This window comes from Streptomyces sp. NPDC051172, assembly GCF_040682555.1.
In the GTDB taxonomy this organism is placed as follows: domain Bacteria; phylum Actinomycetota; class Actinomycetes; order Streptomycetales; family Streptomycetaceae; genus Streptomyces.
The window spans coordinates 1-21,071 of the sequence record NZ_JBFBBE010000145.1 but is presented as its reverse complement, the minus strand read 5'-3'; the positions used below and the strand labels follow the sequence as shown (position 1 = coordinate 21,071).

Below are 21,071 nucleotides of genomic sequence, written 5' to 3'. Positions count from 1 at the left end.
GCCGCCCTCTCGGTCACCGGACCGGTGTATCCGTCGGCGCCGGCGCGTAGCCCGTGGGGTGGGCCGTGAAGGTGCCGCGGCCCTGTGTTCGGCTGCGCAAGCGGGTTGCGTAGCCGAAGAGTTCGGACAGCGGCACGGTGGCCGTGACGACCGCCGCGCCGCCGCGCGTGGTCGAGCCCGAGACGCGGCCGCGGCGGGCGGCCAGGTCGCCGAGGACGCCGCCGACGGCGTCCTCGGGGACGGTGACCGTGACCTCGACGACCGGTTCCAGGAGAGCCATCGTGCAGGCCCGCAGGGCCTCCCGCAGACCGTGCCTGCCCGCCGTGCGGAAGGCGGTCTCCGAGGAGTCCTTCACGTGGGTCGCCCCGTCGGTGAGGGTCACGCGCAGCCCGGTCACCGGGTGCCCGCCGAGCGGTCCCTCGGCGAGGGCGTCCCGGCAGCCGGCCTCGACCGCACGTACGTACTCCTGCGGCACCCGCCCGCCGACGACGGCCGAGCGGAACTCGAAACCGTCGTCGAGAGGCTCGACGTCGAGGACCACGTGCGCGAACTGGCCCGCTCCGCCGTCCTGTTTGACGTGCCGGAAGACGATCCCGGACACCCCGCGCCCGACCGTCTCGCGGTAACTCACCCTCGGACGGCCGACGTTGACCTCCACCCCGTGGGCGCGCCGGAGTTTCTCCGCCGCGACCTCCAGGTGCAGTTCACCCATCCCGGACAGCACCGTCTGGCCGGTCTCGGGGTCCGTCCGCACCACGAGCGAGGGGTCCTCCTCGGCCAGCCGTGCGAGCGCCGAGGCCAGCTTGTCGGCGTCGGTGGAGCTGCGGGCCTCGACGGCCACGGAGACCACCGGCTCGGCGACACCCGGCGGTTCGAGCACGATCGGCGCGCCGGGGGCACACAGGGTCGAGCCGGCGCGCGCGGACTTCAGCCCGACCACGGCGACGATGTCCCCGGCAACCGCACGGTCCACCTGTGCGTGCCGCTCGGCCTGCACCCGCAGGATCCGCCCGATCCGCTCGGTGCGGCGCGCGCCCGCGTCCCACACGGCGTCTCCCTTCTCGATCGTTCCCGAATACACGCGTACGTACGTCAGCCGCCCCGTCGGGGTGGCATTCACCTTGAACGCCAGCGCCGCGAACGGCTCCGCCGGATCGGCCGCCCGCGTCTGCTCCGTACCGTCGAACGTGCCTTGTACGGCGGGCACGTCGAGCGGCGAGGGCAGATACGAGACCACGGCGTCGAGCAGCGGTTCGATCCCGCGGTTGCGGTACGCCGAGCCGCACAGGACGACGACGCCCTCGCCGCTGCGGGTCAGCTCGCGCAGGGCGGCGGAAAGGGTCTCCGGCGAGAGGACCCCGTCCAGGCAGAACTCCTCCAGCGCACCGCCGTGCAGCTCGGCCACCGCCTCCTCCAGCAGCCGCCGACGCCGCGCCGACTCGTCCCGCAGTTCCTCCGGCACCGGACTCTCCACGGCCGTGTCTGCGCCGTCCGCCCAGACCAGCGCCCGCATGCGGACGAGGTCGACGACCCCGCGGAACCCGTCCTCCGCACCGATCGGCAACTGCACGACCAGCGGCGCCGGATGCAGCCGCGCGCGGATCGACGCGACGGCCGAGTCGAGGTCGGCGCCCGCGCGGTCCAGCTTGTTGACGAACGCGACCCTCGGCACCCCGTGCCGGTCGGCCTGCCGCCACACGGACTCGCTCTGCGGCTCGACCCCGGCGACGGCGTCGAACACCGCGACCGCCCCGTCGAGCACCCGCAGCGAGCGCTCCACCTCGTCGGCGAAGTCCACATGCCCCGGGGTGTCGATGAGGTTGATCCGATGGCCGTCCCAGGCGCAGCTGACCGCCGCGGCGAAGATGGTGATCCCACGATCGCGCTCCTGCGGATCGAAGTCGGTGATGGTGGTGCCGTCGTGGACCTCACCGCGCCGGTGCGTGGTCCCGGTGGCGTACAGGATCCGCTCGGTGACGGTGGTCTTGCCCGCGTCGACGTGGGCGAGGATGCCGAGGTTGCGGACGACGGCGAGGGGGTTGCGGTTGGTGCGCACGGCCCGTTGGCCTTTCTGGTGTCATGAAAGAGGGCAGCGCGATTCCCGGACGAGAGGCTGGTCTGCTCAGACGTTCGTCACGGGCATCCGGTACCGGCCGCGCAGCGGGCACCGGACGGACGAGGACACGAGGATCACCTCGAACTGCGAGCAGGGGACGACGACATCGGTGCAGTGACGCACGGCCGTCCTCCTCACTCGTTCCGCGCGTCACGGCGACGCACGGTGCGTGGCGAGTGTAGGGAACGCGGAGCAGGCGGGGCACCGGATTTTTCCGGCGGCCCGCAGCAGGTGAACTCTCCTGGAACGGACGGAACTTATCCTCCCCGACACGAGTTTCCACGGTGCTGCAGATCTCTTACGACACCGAACACATGGAGTTCTCATGGCCCTGTGGGACCGCATCAAGGAATCCGCTTCGACGATGCAGACCCAGCTCGTGGCGAAGAAGAACGACCTGAAGAGCGGAGCCTTCCGCGACGCCAGCATGGCGATGTGCGCCCTGGTCGCCGCCGCCGACGGCACCATCGACCCGGCCGAGCGGCAGCGCGTGGCCCAGTTGATCGCCACCAACGAGGTCCTGCAGAACTTCCCCGCCGACGACCTGCGCCGCCGCTTCGAGGAGAACCTGAACAAGCTGACGACGGACTTCGCCTTCGGCAAGGTCAGCGTGCTGCAGGAGATCGCCAAGGCGAAGAAGAAGCCCGCCGAGGCCCGGGCCGTCGTCCAGATCGGCATCGTCATCGGCGGTGCCGACGGCGACTTCGACAAGACGGAGCAGGCCGTGGTGCGGGAGGCCTGCTTCACTCTCGACCTGGCGCCGCACGAGTTCGACCTCTGATCCGGTGTCTGCCTGAGCTGCGGCGCCCCTGGCTCACCTCTCCGGGTGGTTTACGTCGCGCAGAACCGGTGAGGCGCGTGGGATGTCCCACCCCCAGACCACAGCCGTAACTCAGGTAAGACACGCATCAGAAAGCGCAGGTTCCCCACGCGGTGTGCAGCAAGGGCGGGTGAAGCAGCGCGACGCCTACTTCGACAACGCGAAGTATCTGGCGATCGTGCTGGTGGCGGTGGGTCACGCGTGGGAGCCGCTGCGGGACGGCAGCCGGACCGTCACCGCGCTCTACGACCTCGTCTACGCCTTCCACATGCCGGCGTTCATCGTGATCTCCGGCTATTTCTCCCGCGGTTTCGACGCGAGCCCGGCGAAGATCAGACGACTCGTGACCGGCGTCGTCGTTCCGTATGTCGTCTTCGAGACGGCGTACACCCTTTTCACCCGCTGGACCGACGGCGTCCCGGACCGGCCGATCACCCTCCTGGACCCCTTGTATCTGACGTGGTTCCTGGTGGCGCTGTTCATCTGGCGGCTGACCACACCGCTCTGGCAGAAGGTGCGCCGGCCGTTGCCGGTGGCGCTCGTCGTGGCGATGTTGGCGAGCGTCTCCCCGTCCATCGGCAACGACCTCGATCTGCAGCGGGTGCTGCAGTTCCTGCCGTACTTCGTGGTCGGTCTGTGCCTGCGGCCGGAGCACTTCCTGCTGGTGCGCCGCTGGAAGGTGCGCGTCCTGGCCGTGCCGGTGTTCGTCTGTGCGCTCGCCGCGGCGTACTGGGCGGTGCCGCGGATGACCGGAGCCTGGATCTTCCACCGCGACAGCGCCCAGGAGCTGGGCGCGCCCGCCTGGTACGGCCCGGTGATGACACTGGCCACCTTCGGCTGCTCGATGGTCCTGGTCGCCTGCTTCCTGGCCTGGGTGCCGGGTCGCCGCCTGTGGTTCACCGCCTTGGGCGCGGGCACGCTGTACGGCTACCTGTTGCACGGCTTCGTCGCCCAGGGCTCGAAGTTCTGGGGCTGGTACTCCCCCACCTGGATCCACGGTCCGATCGGCGAGATCACCGTCACCCTCGTCGCCGCCGCGATCGTGACCGCGCTGTGCACACCGCCGGTCCAGCGGGTCTTCCGCTTCGCGGTGGAGCCGAGACTGAGCTGGGCGTTTCGGCCGTAACCGCTGCACCGCGCTCCCCAGGCTACGCGCCGGCGAGGAAGCCGGTCCGTGCGGCACGAGCGCCCAGCGCGGCTCCCACCAGCCGCCTCTCGAAGGACCGCAGTATCTGTTCGAGATCCGTCGCGTCGAACGACGTCGCATCCGTCCCGAGACTGATTCCGGCCGTCTCGGACATCCCCCACACATCGAAGCAGAGCCTTCCGGAGTACGGGTCGACGGGTTTGGGGAATCGTCCGTAACGGCTGGATTCCATGGCTCGCTCGATGTCCTGCTGCGCGCTGTCCGCGCGAGCGCGGATCAGCGTGCGGGGCGCTATGGGCCGAATGTTGACCACGTACGGGTTGTGTGCCGAGCGGCCCAGTTCGGCGGAGACCTCGTCCAGCGATCTGGCGTAGCGGTCGGGCTCTCGCAGGCTGACGGAGGAGGATCTGACGAGTGCCGCGTCGACGGCCCGGCACAGCGCCGGGAACCTGTCGCTGCCCAGGGACGAGTCGACCGGGACGAGAGCCCTGCCTGCGACATGGGCCACCGCCTGGCGGGCGAAGGTGGTCTGCCGGTTGGCCATCACGGTGTTGAACACGCAGTCGCCGATGCCGAGATGCTCGGCGAGCGCGCACGCGTATGCGGCTTGCAGCACGGCGGCCGCGGATGTCCGGTACTGCTTCGCCAGACCGGCGGCCGCGAGTGCGACCGCCGCGGAGTCGAGACATACGAAGTTGTAGACCGCGCCCCGGTGGCTCGCGGGCACCTGGAGTTCGGGCATGACGGACTGACGGAGCATGGCCCGGTCATGGGTGTCGACACGATGGGCGTGCCGCAGCCCCGAGGGACTGGCTTCGAAGCTCGCGATCTGCCGCGGCTGCCACCCCGACCCCAGGCGGGCGCCCGGATCGGCGGCCAGTCGGGCTATGTGTTCGGCCACGATCCGAGCGGCCGTCGTGTCCGCCGAGAAGTGGTGCAGTGACAGCGCGATGTGCACGGGTCCGCCGTCCACGGTGACGACGGCGGCCCGCAACGGCAGGTCGTCCGGGGCGAATCCGGGCTCGGCCAGTCGGACGGTGAGCGCGCTCAGCTCGTCGTGGGTCGCCGGGGCGTCGAAGGCGTACTCGTCGACCTGGAGCACGCCGGAAGCCACGACGACCGCGCGCGTGTGCCCGTCCGCGTTACGCGGATACAGCGTGCGCAGCGCCTCGAAGTGGGCCACGACCGCGGCGAGGGCATGCATCACCGCGGTGATGTCGGGTCGGCCGTCCAGTGCCCGGCCCATCCGTATGTTCCTGTTGCGGGGTCCGTGGAGACGGGGGTGGCACCCCTCGCGTTCGTGGGCCATCTGCGACCAGGTCGGTTCATGCTCTCCGGCGGTGCCGGCGACGAAGACGACGTCATGGCGCGCGATCGGTCGCATACCCGCCTCGGCTCTCTTCCCGTACGCCGACGCGGCCCGAGCGCGGGCGTCCTGTCTTCGGTCGGAGGATGGATCCGCAGGCAGAGGATAAATCCGCGCGGAGCAGGTGCGTCAAGGCTCGGAAGGGCTGGGACACGGCGGCGGACCGTTGTCCCACCGCGTTCCACCGGTGCTCACCGTGTCCCGCCGGCGATCGCGGCCAAGTGGGCACCGCCCCGCAGAACGAGATACAGATCGTGCACCCCGGTCACCTCCGCCGGCATCGGTGCGCTGACGGTGCGCCAGTCGTACCGGCCTTCGGTGCCTGCGGGGACACGGAGGTCTGCGAGCAGGATGCCGGTACCGGGACCGCCGTCGGCGTAGATCTCGACGGTCGCGTCCTCCTGCGTCGCGCGGGACACCTCGGCCGAGATGACGCGCGGTCCGTCCGCCGGGCCGCCCAGGTCGACGGATCGGTAGCGCAGTCCGCAGTGGGATTCGCCGGTTGCCGGCGTGACCGCCTCCCCTCTCTCCCGGGTGGCGTCGACGAGCGTGCCGCCGGCCCACTCGTCGAAGTCGACGGCCTCCAGTCGTCCGCCGATGAGGCTGCGGACGGGAAGAGCCGGCCCCGTCACCGTGAGAGGCGCTGCAAGGGCGACGGCTTCGGCCGAGTGCCCGATCAGGATCTCGTACGCTCCCGGTTCCACGGCGAAGGCGCCCGCTGCGACGGACCAGTGTGCCAGGGCCGCAACAGGCACGTCGAACTCCAGCCGCCGCCGTTCACCGGGGGCGAGGGAGACCTTGCGGAAGTCCGTCAGCCTGCGCCGGGGGGCGCGGTGGCGGGCGGCGAGCGCGCGGGTGTAGAGCTGCACGGTCTCGGTGCCGGGGCGCGTTCCGGTGTTGGTGAGCTCGACGCTCACGGTCAGCGTGTCGTCCTGCGCCGCTTCCCGGGCTGACAGCTGCAGGTCGGCATAGCCGAAGCTGGTGTAGGACAGGCCGTGCCCGAAGGGGTACAGGGGTGCGGCCTCGTGGTACTGGTACGTCCAGCCGGCGCTGATGATGTCGTAGTCGAGGCGGGCGGGCAGCGGGTCGTCGCCGCGGTACCAGGTCTGCGGGAGCCGTCCCGAGGGTTCGGCCTCGCCGAGCAGGATCGCGGCGAGTGCCCGGCCCGTGTCCTGCCCGCCGTGGGAGGTCCACACCACGGCGGGCAGGTGCTCATCCGCCCAGTCGACGGCGTACGGGTAGCTGCTCATCACGACCAGCACCGAATCGGGGCGCGCGGCGGCGACGGCACGCAGCAGCGCTTCCTGCGCGGGCGGCAGCGAGATGCCCGTACGGTCCTCGGTCTCACGGCCGTTGATGTGCGGGTCGTTTCCGAGGACGACCACGGCGACGTCCGCCGAGACGGCGGCCGCGATGGCTTCGGCGATTCCGTTCCTGACGACCCTCCGGGTCCAGCGTTCCGCCTTCTCGGGGGCTTCGGCGGACAGGGTGACACGGCCGGTGGCGGGGTCCACGGCGGCGTATCTGCCGTTGCTGATGTTGCGCAGCAGTTCCGTGCCGTCCGGCTGGGGTTCCAGGCGGAAGGTCTCGTGGACGAACCAGCCGTTCGGCTGCGTCTGGTCGGCGGCGAGGGTGAGGTCGCCGTCCTTGAGGGTGACGTAGCGCTCCGTGCGCGCGTTACGGAGGGTCAGTACGCCTTCGCCCCAGTCGAACAGGTCGTGGCAGGCGCTGTCGCCCGGCTCCTGCTCGTCCGAGGGAGCACCGGCCACCATGGGCCCGACGGAGTCGGGCGCCGGGACGCGCAGGAGACCTCCGGTGGAGGCGGCGCGCAGCGTGACCCGGTCGACGCCCTCCGCGCGGACCGCTTCGGCGCCACGCTTCCCGAGCGCCGCCCCCAGGCCGGTGGCGATGGTGATCCGGTACGGCATGGTGCCGCTGTACCAGTCCTCGTAGAGGGTGTCCGCCAGTGGGCCGACGATCGCCACGCGGCGGCCGGGGGCCGGTGACAGCGGCAGTGCGCCGTCGTTCTTCAGCAGCACCACCGACTCCGTGGCGGCGCGCAGGGCGAGCGCACGGTGAGCGGGGCTGTCCACGACGTCGTCACGGATGCCGGCGTAGGGATCGAGGTCGGGATCGAACTCGCCGAGGCGGAAGCGGATCGACAGGTGGCGTCGCGCGGCGCGATCGATGTCGGCCTCGGTGAGCAGCCCGCGGTCGACCGCCGTGCGGAGTCTGCCGAGGGTGATGCTGCCGTCCTCGCGCTGTTCGGTGATGCTGTCGACGCCGGCGCGTACGGCCGCCGCGTGGGAGGTGGGGTGGTCGTCGAAGTAGGCCTGCGATTCGGCCAGGTTGGTCACGGCGGTGGCGTCGCTGCAGACGAAGAGCTCGTGGCCGGTGGGCTCGGCCCAGCGCCGTACCTCGGTCTCGATGAGCGGACTGACATGGCAGGGGCGGCCGTTGACGAGGTTGTAGGCCGGCATGACGCCGGTGGCGGCGCCGGACGCGATCGCCGGGCGGAAGGCGGCGAGGTCGTATTCGTGCAGCACCCTGGGCGGCACCACGGAGGAGGTGACGTCGCGCTCGTTCTCGTTGTTGTAGGCGAGGAAGTGCTTGAGGAGTGGCGCCGTCCGCAGATAGACCGGGTGGTTTCCGGCCAGCCCGCGGCAGTAGCTGACGGAGAGCCGGCCGGTGAGCAGCGGATCCTCCGCGTACCCCTCCTCGTTGCGGCCCCAGCGGGGGTCGCGCAGCAGGTTCACCACGGGGGCCCACACCTGGAAGCTGTGCCGGTGGCCGTCCTCGGAAGGGGCCTGGTGGAAGGCGCGGGCCTCGGTGCCCACGGCTGTGGCGACCTCGTGCAGCAGTTCCTCGTCCCAGGTGGCTCCCAGGCCTGTCGCCTGCGGGAACACGGTGGCCGGCCCCAGCCAGGACACGCCGTGCAGCCCTTCGGTGCCGGTCTTGAAGGGAGCAAGTCCCAGGCGTGGGACTCCTGGTGAGTACTGGTAGAGAAGCTCGATGCGCTCGTCCGGCGTCAGACGGGAGAGCAGGTCGTCGACTCGCTGCGCGAGGGGCAGCGCGGGGTCGCGGAACGGCAGGTCGGTGGTGGGCGGCTCGGGGCGTGTGGCGGCGGTACTCACCTGAGATGTCCCTTACAGGAGGCGCGGAGGAGAAGGCGTGGGAATCGTGGGCGACTGCGGACCGGGCGGCGTACGGCTCTCTTCGATCGCACCGTCGAGGAGTCGAAGCGCTTCGACGTTGACATGACGCTGAGTCGTGTGTCAATTACAGGTCATCAGCCGCCGCAAGTAGCCGTCCGAGCACTGGTGCCCCTCTCTGGAAGTTCGCCAGAAGAGCAGCTCACCTGGGGTAAAGCCGCATGGAGGGCGGGTCGCGCCGCCGCCCTGAACCGTGCCTGTTACCGAAAAGTGACCTGAACGGCCCGTTGTCGCGGCCGGAAACACGGCCTTAGTGTCACCGAAACGTCGAAGCGCATCGAATCCGGTTCTGCCGGCTCGGCCCTCCTGGCATCAGGACACCGGGGGACTCAGCTTCGGCCCGCCGGCCGGATCGACGGAAACGAAGGGCCGCAACGGCATGAGCACCGAGATGAACCACCGAGCCGTCCCGCGAACGGCCGTCGGCGCAGCGGGCGCCGCCTCTGTCTCACCGCTGTCGGCCGCCTGCGGCGGCAACTGCGCTGCCCTGCCCCTCCCCCGAGCAGTACCCCGACCCGGCGGCCATCCCCAGCAGTGGCTGCATGCCGGGAACCGAAGGCCGGCCCGGACGGGCTGACACCCTCCGCCCGCACCTCCCCGACCACACCGGTGCCGACGGGACTAGCCCCGTACGGACCCGCACCCGAAAGGCAAGGACCGGTCATGTCCCACGCCCCGCACCTCTCCCGCCGAGGACTGCTGGCCGCCGGCGCGGCCGCGGCCGCGCTCCCCCTGCTCACCCCCGCCGCCGCGTCCGCCCGTGCGGCCGGGACGGTCCGGCGCGCGCCCTACACCTTCCGCAACGCCGAGATAGTCGGCGGCGGCTTCGTCACCGGGATCGTCTTCAACCAGCGCGAGGCCGGACTGGTGTACGCCCGTACCGACATCGGCGGCGCCTACCGCCTCGACACGGCGACCAAGCGGTGGATTCCCCTCACCGACTGGATCGGCTGGGACGAGTACGGACACACCGGCATCATCAGCGTCGCCACCGACGAGGTCGACCCCGACCGCGTCTACCTGGCGGCGGGCACCTACACCCTTCCCGACTGGGACCCGAGCACGGCGGCGATCCTGCGGTCGAACGACCGCGGCCGCACCTGGAAGACCACTCCCCTGCCGTTCCGGCTGGGCGGCAACATGCCCGGCCGGGGCATCGGCGAACGGCTGGTGATCGACCCGCACCGAAACAGCATCCTCTACCTGGGCGTGCGCGGTGGCCACGGGCTGTGGCGCAGCACCGACCACGGCAGGACCTTCGCGAAGGTGTCCGGCTTCCCCAACGCGGGCAACTTCGTCCCCGATCCCACCGACACCGGCGGCTACAACGGCGACAACCTGGGCGTGCTGCAAGTCGTCTTCGACAAGCGCACCGGCAGAGCGGGCAGAGCCACCCGGACCCTCTACGTCACCGTCGCCGACAAGGACAACATCCTGTACCGGTCGACCGACGCGGGAGCCACCTGGGAACGCGTCCCCGGGCAGCCCACCGGCTACATCCCGCACCACGCGGCCTTCGACCACGCAGGCGGTCACCTGTACCTGGCGACCAGCAACACCGCCGGCCCCTACGACGGCTCCAAGGGCGACGTGTGGAAGCTGGACACCGCCACCGACACCTGGACCCGCATCAGCCCGGTCCCCTCCACCAGCGACGACAACACGTACGGATACAGCGGCCTGACCATCGACCGGCAGCACCCGGCCACCCTGATGGTGTCCACCCAGGTCAAGTGGTCCCCCGACTGCCTCCTGTTCCGCTCCACCGACGGCGGCGCGAGCTGGACCCGCGCGTGGGACTCGGGCACGAATTCCGAGCGCACCCTGCACTACGACATCGACGTCTCCGCCGCCCCGTGGCTGACCTGGAACGCCTCGCCGTCGCTGCCCGAGATGGCTCCCAAGCTGGGCTGGATGATGGAGTCCGTCCAGATCGACCCCTTCGACTCCGACCACTTCATGTACGGCACCGGGGCGACGATCTACGGCGCCGACAACCTGACCGACTGGGACAGCGGCGGCAAGGTGCACCTGTCCGTGCGGGCCCAGGGCCTGGAGGAGTGCTCGATCGGCTGCGTGATCAGCCCGCCCGTCGGCCCGGCGCACCTCTTCTCCGGCGTGGGAGATGTCGGCGGCTTCCGGCACACGGATTTCCACAAGGCGACGAAGATGTACGACAGTCCGACCTTCGGCGCCACGCCGGCCCTGGACTACGCGGAGCTGGCGCCCCGCACCATCGTGCGGGTCGGCAGTCCCACCAGCGGCTGGACCCAGCACTTCGCCGTCTCCACCGACAGCGGCGACACCTGGAAGCCGTCGGGCAGTGAGCCGTCCGGCGTCACCGGGCCCGGAGTCGACGACCAGGCCGTCGCCATCGGCGCCGACGGCAGGCGGATCGTCTGGTCACCGGCCGGTGCGCCGGTGAGCTGGTCCGACGACCACGGCGCGACCTGGACGGCTTCGAAGGGGCTGCCGGCCGGGGCCCCCGTGCGCTCCGACCGGGTGAACCCGGCGAAGTTCTACGCCTACGACTCCGGCGTCTTCTACCTCAGCACGGACGGCGGCAAGAGCTTCGCGGCCACAGCGGCCACGGGTCTGCCCGTCGCGGGGAACGTCCGGTTCAAGCCGGTCCCGGGCCACGAGGGCGACATCTGGCTGGCCGGCGGCACCACCAAGCCCACCACCCCCACACCGTACGGGCTGTGGCGGTCGACCGACTCCGGAACGTCCTTCACCAGGTTCGACGCGGTGGACGAGGGCGACGTCGTCGGATTCGGCAAGGCCGCACCCGGTGCCGAGTACCCCGCCGTCTACACCAGCTCCAGGATCCGCGGCGTGCGCGGCATCTTCCGTTCCGACGACGCGGGCCGGACCTGGATCCGCATCAACGACGACCGCCACCAGTACGCCTGGACCGGCAACACCATGACCGGAGACCCGCGGGTCCACGGTCGCGTCTACTTCGGGACCAACGGACGCGGAGTCATGTACGGCGACCCCAAGTGAGGTTCGGCTCCGGCCGCCTCGCTCCGCACCCGCCGTCCCGAAGGGGAGACCGACGTGGTCCTGCCCCCCATGGCAGGACGACCGACTTCTCCTCTCCTGTGTGATCCCCCCACTCAGCACACATTCCGGAGGGCAGATGAAATTCCGTATCGGCTGGGCCGCGCTTCTCGCGGCTCTGGCTCTCGTCCTCACCCTGCCGAACTCGGCAGTGGCGGCGTCATCGACGTACTGGTTCAAGTACTACGCGACCGGCGGCAACGCCTCGACGTGGTACAACAACGATGCCTCGTGGGGTGTCAACTCCTCGACCGGCACCGGCTTCGTCGCCATGGTCGACGGCAAGGACTGGGGCTATACGTCCCCGGTGACCACGCTCCCCAAGAAGCTCAGCGCCATCAGTCCCAACAACACGACGTGGTTCAGCCAGTCGGCGTACCCGAACTCCGGCTCGTACTACGACGCCACGTACGACATCTTCATCGACCCGACCGCCGCCCCCACCAACCGCAACTCCCACAACGAGCTGATGATCTGGCTCAACTGGTCCAACACCAAGCCACTGGCCAACGCCTATGACGCGAGCGGCAACGCGATCCCGACCGCGACCAACGTCAGCCTCGGCGGCCGTACCTGGAACATCTACGAGTACAACTGGCCGGACGGCGTGAGCCACACCATCAGCTACCTGGACACGAACAGGTCCGGTTGGTGGTCCGGCAGCCTCACCCCGTTCTTCAACTGGGGCATCAACAGGGGCTACTACACCAACGACCAGTACCTGAACAGCATCATGGCCGGCTGGGAGTTCGGGCCGGGCAGCTACACCGCCTCCTCCTGGGGCGTAGCGGGCTTCTGACGCCGCGACAAACACAGAGGCGGACCGGTGACCGGCCGCCCTCTGCCCGCAAGCACCGCCCGGCTCTCCGTACGGAGGGTCGGGCGGCCCGTACGCAGCGCCCGGCTCTCCGCAGGAGGCACGTCATGACCACACGCAGTGTCACCGACCGCCTGGGCGGTCTCGCCTTCGGCGGGGACTACAACCCCGAGCAGTGGGACGAACCGGTCTGGAAGGAGGACGACGAACTGATGCGCCGTGCCAGGGTCAACCTGGCCACGCTGGGTGTCTTCTCCTGGGCCCTGCTCGAACCGGAGGAGGGCCGTTACGACTTCGCCTGGCTCGACGCCCACATCGAACGCCTGCACGCGAACGGCGTGGCCGTCGACCTGGCCACCCCGACGGCCTCCCCGCCGCCCTGGTTCACCCTGGCCCACCCCGAGGCGCTGCCGGTCACCCCGGACGGAACCCGCCTCACCCACGGCAGCCGCGACACCTACTGCCTCACCGCGCCCGCCTACCGCGGTGCGGCCCGCCGGATCGCCTCCGCCCTGGCCGAACGGTACGGCGACCACCCCGCGCTCGCGCTGTGGCACGTACACACGAGTACGCCACGCTCTGCCACTGCGACCACACGGCCGCCGCCTTCCGGGTGTGGCTGCGCGCCCGCCACGGCTCGCTGGACGCCCTCAACGACGCGTGGGGCACGGCCTTCTGGAGCCAGCGCTACACCTCCTGGGAGCAGGTGCTGCCGCCGCGAACGACGCAGTGGCACAAGAACCCCGGCCAGGGGCTGGACTTCCACCGGTTCTGGTCCGGCGAGGTCATCGCCGCCTACCGCGAGCAGCGCGACGCGATCCGCGCCCACAGCGACCGGCCGGTGACGACCAACCTGATGCTCCCCGCCTACCAGAACATCGACCTGTGGGCCCTGGCCCGCGAACTCGACGTCGTGAGCTCCGACCAGTACCCCGGCTCACCCGGACTGGACGCCGCAGCCGACGCCGCCTGCCACGCCGACCGCACCCGCTCCCTGGCCGGCGGCAGACCCTGGCTGCTGATGGAGCAGGGCACCAGTACGGTGTACGACCGCGACCGGGTGCTGGCCAAGGAGCCCGGGGAGATCCTGCGCCACACCCTCGGGCACATCGCCCGCGGTTCGGAGGGTGCCCTCTTCTTCCAGTGGCGGCAGTCCCGGGCCGGCGCCGAGATGTGGCACTCGGCGATGGTCCCGCACGCGGGGCCCGACAGCCGGATCTTCCGCGAGGTCACACAGACCGGCGAGGCGGTCGCCCGGCTCGGCGAGCTGGCGGGATCGACGGTCACCGCCCAGGTTGCCGTCCTGCACGACTCGGACGCCTGGTGGGCGCTGGACATGGACGGCCTGCCCTCCCCCGACCTCGGCTACCACGAGGCACTGGGCCGGGCCCACCGAGCCCTGTGGGACGCTGGCGTCACGGTCGACTTCGCCCATCCCGAACACGAGTTGGACCACTACCGGCTCGTCATCGCCCCGGCCCTGTTCCTGATGTCCGACGCGGGCGCCGAGAACCTGCGCCGTTACGTCGAGGGTGGTGGCACGCTGCTCGTCCAGCACGCGAGCGGATTCGTCGACGAGCGCCTGCACGCCCGGCTGGGCGGGTATCCCGGCGGGCCGCTGCGTGAGGCGCTGGGCATCCGCGTCGAGGAGTACCGGCCGCTGCGGCGAACGGAGCGGATCGTCCTGTCGGACGGGTCGTACGGCACCGTCTGGAGCGAGTCCGTGCGTGCCGAGGGTGCTCAGACGCTCGCCGCCTACACCCACGGCATGCTCACGGACGGCCCCGCGCTCACCCGGCACCGCTTAGGCACCGGGCAGGGCTGGTACCTCTCGACCCGCCTGGAGAAGACCGACTACGGCGCCCTGGTCCGCCGGCTGCTCGTCGAGTCCGGCGTCGGGCCGGAGCTGCCGGATCTGCCGACCGGTGTCGAAGCCGTCACCCGGCACGCGCCCGACGGCCGCCGATGGCACGTCCTGATCAACCACCGCACCGAGGCCCTACCCCTGCCGGAGCCCGCTCACGACCTGCTCACCGGTGCGACCGCCCGCGAAGTGCCGCCCGGTGGCTGCGCGGTGCTGCGCAAGCCCTGACCTGGAAAGGCCACCATGACCAAGGAACAGCAGAGCATCAGCTGGGGGCACGAGGCCCTCCGGCTGAAGATCCGCCTCGATGACGACGGCAGCCCGCGCCTGACACACCTCGGACCGCCCGGCGCGGCGGACCTCAACCCCGGTACGCCCCTGCCTCTGGTGGAAGTGACGGCCGCAGGCCACGGCCGCAACTGGTCGGGCAGCCGCCTCGTCGACACCGGCCTCGGCGGGCGGCTGCGCCACCGGGCCCACCACGCGACCCGCGAGGGCGACTGGCACACGCTGACCGTCCAACTCCACGACCCGGAGACCGGGTTGGCCGCCGAGGTGACCTACCGGTCGCCGAACGGGGTGCCCGCACTGCGCAGCGAGGTGACCCTGCGCAACGAAGGGCGGGCCACGCTGCACCTGGAGTCGGTCAGCTCTCTCGTGGTGGGCTGCCTCACCCCGAGCGGGCCCGCGGCCATCGACGCCGCGGACCTGTTGTGGGCGGAGAACGACTGGCTGGCCGAGTGCCGCTGGCAGCGACAGCCGATGCGCCGGACCACACCCGCCCTCAGCGCACGCGTGGACTACGGGCACGGCAAGGCAGGCTTCGCCCTGAACGGCCGGGGCACCTGGTCCAGTTGCGGCCACCTGCCCATGGGCGGCCTGACGGACCGCCGCTCCGGTCGCACCTGGCTGTGGCAGATCGAGCACAACGGCGGAGGCTGGCGCTGGGAATGCGGCGAACGCGACAAGGCCGCCTACGCGGCGCTGTTCGGGCCCACCGACACCCACCACGGCTGGCGGCACCCCCTGGAACCCGGGGCCGCCTTCCGCACCGTCCCCGCCGCGCTGTCCTTCAGCGCCGAAGACGGCCCCGACGCCGCGTTCGCCGCGCTGACCCGCTACCGCCGCGCCGGGCGCCGCCCGCACGCCGACCACCGACGCCTGCCCGTCATCTTCAACGACTACATGAACTGCCTGATGGGCGATCCCACCACCGACAAGCTGCTCCCACTCGTCGACGCGGCCGCCGAGGCGGGCGCCGAATACTTCGTCATCGACGCCGGCTGGTACGACGACGATGACGGCGGCTGGTGGAGCACCGTCGGCGCCTGGGAACCGGCCGCCTCCCGCTTCCCCGGGGAGAGGGGCATCCACGAGGTGCTGGACCGCATCCGCGAGCACGGCATGGTCCCCGGCCTGTGGCTGGAGCCGGAGGTGATCGGCATCCACAGCCCCATGGCCAAGTCCCTGCCCGACGAGGCGTTCTTCCGGCGCGACGGCGTCCGCGTCACGGAGACAGGCCGGCACCACCTGGACCTGCGTCACCCCGCGGCCCGCGCCCACCTGGACCAGGTCGTGGACCGCCTGGTCGGCGAGTGGGGCGTCGGCTACCTCAAGCTCGACCACAACATCGACCCCGGCTCCGGCACCAGCGCCCACCCCGGCGAGACGCCGGGCGCCGGCCTGCTCGGACACAACCGCGCCCACCTCGACTGGCTCGACGGCATCCTCGACCGGTACCCGCACCTCGTGGTGGAGAACTGCTCCTCCGGCGGCATGCGCTGGGACCACGCCCTGCTGTCCCGGCTGCAGCTGCAGTCCACCAGCGACCAGCAGAACCTCCAGCTCTACGCGCCCATCGCGGCCTCCGCGCCCACCGCCGTCACCCCCGAGCAGGGTGCCGTGTGGGCCTACCCCCAGCCGGAGGACTCCCTCGACGAGGTCGCCTTCACCATGGCGAGCGCCCTCCTCGGGCGCATCCACCTCTCCGGCCGTATTCCCGAACTCCGGCCGGAGGCCCGCGCCCTGGTCCACGAAGCGGTCGCCGTGTACAAGGCCATCCGCGCCGATCTGCCGCAGGCAGTGCCGTCCTGGCCACTCGGCCTGCCCGCCTGGGACGCCCCCTGGATCGCCCTCGCCCTGCACACCCCCGCCACCACCTACCTCACCGCCTGGCGCCGCCCCGGCGCCGAGCCCTCCGCAACCCTCCGCCTGCCCCATCTGCGCGGCTCCCACATCCACGCGGACCCGCTCTACCCGTCCACCAGCCAGGCCACCACCACCTGGGACCCCGGCACCGGCGGCCTCTCCCTGACCCTGCCCAGCGCCCCTGCCGCAGTCCTGCTCCGCCTCGCCCGCCGGGAGACGGGCGCCTAGCGGAGACGACCTCGGCGGACGCCCCGACGCGGGCCGCCCGTGCTGTTCGCATTCCCTCACCCTGCCGCTTCACCGTCTCTCCACCCGGAGGAAGTCCCCATGCCTCTCACCGACTTCGGCCATGACGAACTCGTCGGCTACCGACCGGCGTCGACCGCACCGCACGACTTCGACGCCTTCTGGCAGCACACCCTCGACGACGCCCGGTCACGGGGCGGAGCGGTGAAGGCCGAGCGTGTCACCGACCGGTTCCGGCTGCGCACCGTCGAGGTGGACGACCTGCGCCTGCCCGGCTGGAACGGCGAGCCGGTGGCCGCCTGGCTGCTCCGCCCGCGCGGAGCCGAAGGCCCGCTGCCCGTGGTCGTCACCTACATCGGCTACAGCGGCGGCCGCGGCCTGCCCACCGACCACCTCTTGTGGCCCGCAGCCGGTTACGCCCAGCTCGTCGTCGACAGCCGCGGCCAGGGCCACGACACCCCGGACCGGCCTCTGGGCGACGGCACCCAGTGGGTCGAGGGATTCATGACCCGCGGCATCGACTCGCCCGAGAACTACTACTACCGCCGCCTGATGACCGACTGCGTGCGAGCGGTGGACGCCGTCGCGGAACTGCCCGGCCTCGACACCCGCCGGGTCGTGGTCGCGGGCGCCAGCCAGGGCGGCGGACTGGCCCTCGCCGCCGCCGGACTCCTGGGGGACAGGGTGGCGGCGGTGATGCCCGACGTACCGTTCCTGTGCCACTTCCGCCGCGCCGTCCAGATCACCGGCGAGGGCCCCTACCCGGAAATCGCCCATTACCTGCGCTGGCACAGCCGCCACCGCGTGGAGCCGGCCCTCGCCACCCTCGACTACTTCGACGGCATCCACTTCGCCCAGCGGGCCACCGCACCAGCCCTGTTCAGCGTCGGCCTGATGGATCCGATCTGCCCGCCCTCCACCGTCTACGCGGCCTTCAACCACTACGCGGGCCAGGACCGGACCATGACCGTCTGGCCGTTCGCCGACCACGGCGGCGGTTGCGGCTCCAACCCGCCCGTCCAACTGGACTGGCTCGCCGAGCGCGGCCTCGCACCCGAGCAGGGCTCATCGACGGGCTGACGGCCATCGGGGTGTCACCTCTGCGGGTGTCCGGGCCGGAGCCGACGACCCCAACGGCACCGGCGGCCGCCGTCCGTGGTCAGCGCTCCAGTAGAAAGTCGAACACCGCCTGACGACCCTTGTCGCTCGCCGCCCTGTTCTGCACCGAGTGCGCGGCGCCCGGCACCACCACGACGCGGGCTCGCGGTGTCAGCCTCTTCTGCTCGTAGAGCCCTTCCAGCGGTGTCGACAGGTCGCGGTCCCCGCCGAGCAGCAGGACCGGTACGCCCGGAAGCCGGCAGTGCTGCTGCGGCAGCGGCTGCACGGCGGTGCGAGGCCAGTGCAGACAACTCAGCATGGAGCCGAGTCCCGTTGCCGTGGCGGCATCGAACGGGCCGAAGTCGGCCGGGGTCAGCTCCGCGGCCGCCTTCTCAAGGGCCTCCTGGCGTCCCGCCGCCGGCGCATCCGCGCTGCCCCACGGGTAGCGGCCGTCCAGGCACAGGGTCGAGGCGTGCAGCCCCTGGCTCAGCTCCTGCGCGGTCGCCGCGCTCCCCTGCCGTACGTCCGCGATCAGGCCCCGCAGCGGCGCGGGGTCGCCGGCCGCCGCCTTGTGCAGGGCGTCGATCATCGCGGCGTAGTCCGGGTCCACGAACTCCCAGGTGGTCAGGGCGTCCAGTACGTCGACGCCATTGCCGTACGTGGCCACCACCTCGGCCAGGTCCGCCGCCGGGTCCGTGGCGCAGCCGATCGCCTCGCAGGCCCTGGTCAGCACGCGCGGCGCCGCGCGCATCGCGTCGAGGTCCATCGGGTCGTAACCGGTCTGCGGTACGACCGAGTCCAGCACCATCCGAGCGACGCGCCGCGGGTACGCCAGGGCGTACCGTTCGGCGGTGTACGTCCCGTACGAGACACCGTCGAGCGTCAGCTTCCGCGCGCCCAGCGCCCGGCGCAGCAGTTCCAGGTCGGCGACCGTGTCAGTCGTGCCGTAGAAGCGGCGGTCGGGGCCGATGGCCGCGGCGCAGTCCGTCACCGCCCGTGCGGTGGGCGGCGTGAGGTCGGACGACCCCATCTCCTGCTGCAGCTGCGGACACTGCAGCGCGCCCGCGCCGGTGCCGCGCTGGTCGACCATCACGAGGCGGTAGTCCTTCAGCACCGGCGCCAGCTTCTTGCTCAGCCGTTCCACGAACGGCACACCTGGCTGCCCCGGACCACCCGTCAGGAACAGCAGGACACCCTTCGGTGCCTTCACGTTGTCCGCCATCGCGACCTTCAGGCCCAGCCGGCCCGGCACCCGGCCGCCGTGGTCGAGCGGAACCGACAAGGTGGCGCAGGTGTAGCCGTCCAGGCCGGGGCAGGCCGCGGCGCCGGAAAGCCCTCCGCTCCCTCCCAGTGCCGCGGCCGCCCTGCCCGGCGCCGCCGACGTGCACGTCCCCGACAGCATCAGCATGCCGGCGGCCAGCGCCACCGTCGCCAGCGCCTTGGGCCTGCGCATCCCCCGCGCCTTCGCGCCCGTCCGTCTTCCCCTCATCCCCGTACTCCCCCACATCTGCGTGCCCTTCCCCTGCCTCGTGTCCCGTGGCTTACGGACCTGTGTCCGCGCCGGCCTCCTCGTCGGTGCCGGCCACCAGACTGCTCGAACCGTCCTCCTCCAGCGAGAGTCCATGCCACGATTCGAGCAGGTTCGAAGGGTCGGGGGCTGCGGGCGACAAGGGACGGTGGACGCAGGACAGGGCCATGCAGACCAGGGGGACCGGGGGAAAGAGCCGTTGATCGAACTCACCGTGGACGCCGCCGGGCTGGCCCGCTCCCGTTTCGCGGTCTCGCCGTTGCACGAGGTCGCGGCGACGCTGCTGCCCTCGGGCCTCAGCCCGGGCCCGGACGCCGATCCCTGGATCGCACGCGCCCGGAGCGTGCTGCGCCGGGCGCGGCTGCCGCTGCTGTCGGAGCTGGCCCTGGACGACGGCGGATATGTACCCGACTTCCTCAGCCCGCATCCGTCCGGGCCGTCGCCCACCGTCGAGGAGGAACTGGAGCGGGTCCGTTCCACCCCGCCCGAGCGCGTCCTCGGCGAACTCCGGGCATTGCGCGACGGCCGCCCGTGCAACGGCCTGGCCGGATCGGAACTGCCCCCGGAGGTGAGGCGGGCGATGGCCCGGGGCGGTGGGCACGTCGCCCGGCAGGCCGCTCAGGAGCTGCGGCGCTACTGGGACCTGGCTTTCGCCCGGCACTGGGAGGCCGCGAAGGCCGTCCTGGAAACGGAGGTCGACCGGTGCGCCGGGGTGTTGGCCCGGCGCGGGGCGGCCGGGCTGTTCAACTCGCTGCATCCCGGCATCCGGTGGGCCGACGGCACGCTGCGCGTCGACAGCCGGTTCACGGTGGAGCTGGCCGTGCCGCTGCTGGTCGTGGTGCCCTCGCTGGTGGCGCCGCGGCCGGGTGTGGCCGTGGACCCGGTCAGGGGTGGACGAAGACCGCCGATGGTGGCCTACCCCGTGCGCGACAGGGCCACCGCGCCGACGCCCCGTACCGCCGAGCTGGCCCGGCTGCTCGGCCCCACCCGAGCCGGACTGCTCACAGCGCTGGCGAAGCCGGCCTCCACCGCGCAGCTTGCGGCACGGCACTTCCTCAGTCCCGCCACGGTCTCGTACCACCTGGGCGTCCTGCACCGGGCGGGTCTCGTCACCCGTGCCCGGTCCGGACGGATGGTGCTCTACCGCCGTACCCCGGAGGGTTCCCGGCTGGCAGCAGGAGGCCGGTAGTCACGCTCGGCCCTGTTTGCGCCTCCGGCCCACGGTGCCGGACATCACGATCACCTACGACAACGCAACGAGGACCGCGACCGTCGGGTCGAGGTCCTCGCGTCCGTGCCGTTACAAGGATTGTCCGAGGGGCGAGTCGACCACCGACGATACGCTCGTGCCGGCGCAGGGGCACGCTCGTGCCGGCGCAGGGGCGGCTCAAGCTCCAGGAGCCGGGCGCTCTCACTGCCTCCCCATGAGAACCGGCATCCAGCGGACGCATGCTTCCTGGCCTCCGCCATCCAACGAGATCACCAACGCAGTCAAAACCAGTGGGCGAGCGGAGGCCTGTGCACGCACGACTGCGTCACCCGGCCTACGGGTTGAACCGCCCCGGTTCGAATAGAGACTCGATTTTATGAAAGGATCGAGTCATGGCACGACCTTCCCGTTACCCGCTTGAGCTCCGCCGTCGTGC

12 protein-coding genes and 1 pseudogene are annotated in these 21,071 nt (G+C 71.4%); 9 read left to right on the top strand and 4 right to left on the bottom strand.

Annotated elements, in window-relative coordinates:
• Positions 1-13: 13 nt before the first annotated feature.
• On the bottom strand, positions 14-2,056 hold the full coding sequence (gene fusA, locus AB0N07_RS44205; protein ID WP_365845442.1) for an elongation factor G: 2,043 nt from the start codon (positions 2,054-2,056) through the stop codon (positions 14-16).
• 385 nt (positions 2,057-2,441) lie between these two features.
• Here fusA and AB0N07_RS44200 point away from each other — a divergent pair, with 385 nt between their 5' ends.
• Both AB0N07_RS44200 and AB0N07_RS44195 read left to right on the top strand, forming a co-directional pair.
• Complete coding sequence (locus AB0N07_RS44200; RefSeq protein ID WP_365845440.1) at positions 2,442-2,897, top strand: TerB family tellurite resistance protein; 456 nt, start codon at positions 2,442-2,444, stop codon at positions 2,895-2,897.
• An 82-nt stretch (positions 2,898-2,979) separates the two neighbouring features.
• Positions 2,980-4,062, top strand: a complete 1,083-nt coding sequence (locus tag AB0N07_RS44195) for an acyltransferase family protein (RefSeq protein WP_365845438.1) — start codon at positions 2,980-2,982, stop codon at positions 4,060-4,062.
• A gap of 22 nt (positions 4,063-4,084) precedes the next feature.
• Here the strand turns inward: AB0N07_RS44195 and AB0N07_RS44190 are convergent, their stop codons facing one another.
• Entirely contained in the window at positions 4,085-5,467 is a 1,383-nt protein-coding gene (locus AB0N07_RS44190) for a condensation domain-containing protein (RefSeq protein WP_365845436.1), read from the bottom strand.
• Between the two features lie 173 nt (positions 5,468-5,640).
• Positions 5,641-8,583, bottom strand: coding sequence for a glycoside hydrolase family 3 C-terminal domain-containing protein (locus AB0N07_RS44185; protein ID WP_365845434.1), 2,943 nt, complete (start codon positions 8,581-8,583; stop codon positions 5,641-5,643).
• 741 nt (positions 8,584-9,324) lie between these two features.
• Here AB0N07_RS44185 and AB0N07_RS44180 point away from each other — a divergent pair.
• From AB0N07_RS44180 to AB0N07_RS44155, 6 genes and pseudogenes are all read left to right on the top strand, one after another.
• The gene (locus AB0N07_RS44180; protein ID WP_365845432.1) at positions 9,325-11,667 is read left to right on the top strand and encodes a xyloglucanase; all 2,343 of its coding nucleotides are present in this window, start codon (positions 9,325-9,327) and stop codon (positions 11,665-11,667) included.
• A gap of 136 nt (positions 11,668-11,803) precedes the next feature.
• Positions 11,804-12,523: a cellulase B precursor gene (locus AB0N07_RS44175; protein ID WP_365845430.1), complete on the top strand. Its 720-nt coding sequence runs from the start codon at positions 11,804-11,806 to the stop codon at positions 12,521-12,523.
• A 125-nt stretch (positions 12,524-12,648) separates the two neighbouring features.
• Positions 12,649-13,044 (top strand): annotated as a pseudogene (locus tag AB0N07_RS44170) (beta-galactosidase); the annotation flags it as partial.
• 47 nt (positions 13,045-13,091) lie between these two features.
• Positions 13,092-14,633 (top strand): beta-galactosidase, encoded by a 1,542-nt coding sequence (locus AB0N07_RS44165; protein WP_365845428.1) that lies wholly within the window; start codon positions 13,092-13,094, stop codon positions 14,631-14,633.
• Positions 14,634-14,648: 15 nt separating this feature from the next.
• Positions 14,649-16,781, top strand: a complete 2,133-nt coding sequence (locus tag AB0N07_RS44160; RefSeq protein WP_365845426.1) for an alpha-galactosidase — start codon at positions 14,649-14,651, stop codon at positions 16,779-16,781.
• 99 nt (positions 16,782-16,880) lie between these two features.
• Complete coding sequence (locus AB0N07_RS44155) at positions 16,881-17,879, top strand: acetylxylan esterase (RefSeq protein ID WP_365845424.1); 999 nt, start codon at positions 16,881-16,883, stop codon at positions 17,877-17,879.
• Between the two features lie 79 nt (positions 17,880-17,958).
• Here AB0N07_RS44155 and AB0N07_RS44150 read toward each other — a convergent pair whose 3' ends face one another.
• Entirely contained in the window at positions 17,959-19,350 is a 1,392-nt protein-coding gene (locus AB0N07_RS44150) for an alpha/beta fold hydrolase (RefSeq protein ID WP_365845422.1), read from the bottom strand.
• 274 nt (positions 19,351-19,624) lie between these two features.
• Between AB0N07_RS44150 and AB0N07_RS44145 the strand changes: the two genes are divergently transcribed.
• Positions 19,625-20,614, top strand: a complete 990-nt coding sequence (locus tag AB0N07_RS44145) for a winged helix-turn-helix domain-containing protein (RefSeq protein WP_365845420.1) — start codon at positions 19,625-19,627, stop codon at positions 20,612-20,614.
• The last annotated feature ends 457 nt before the right edge of the window (positions 20,615-21,071 follow it).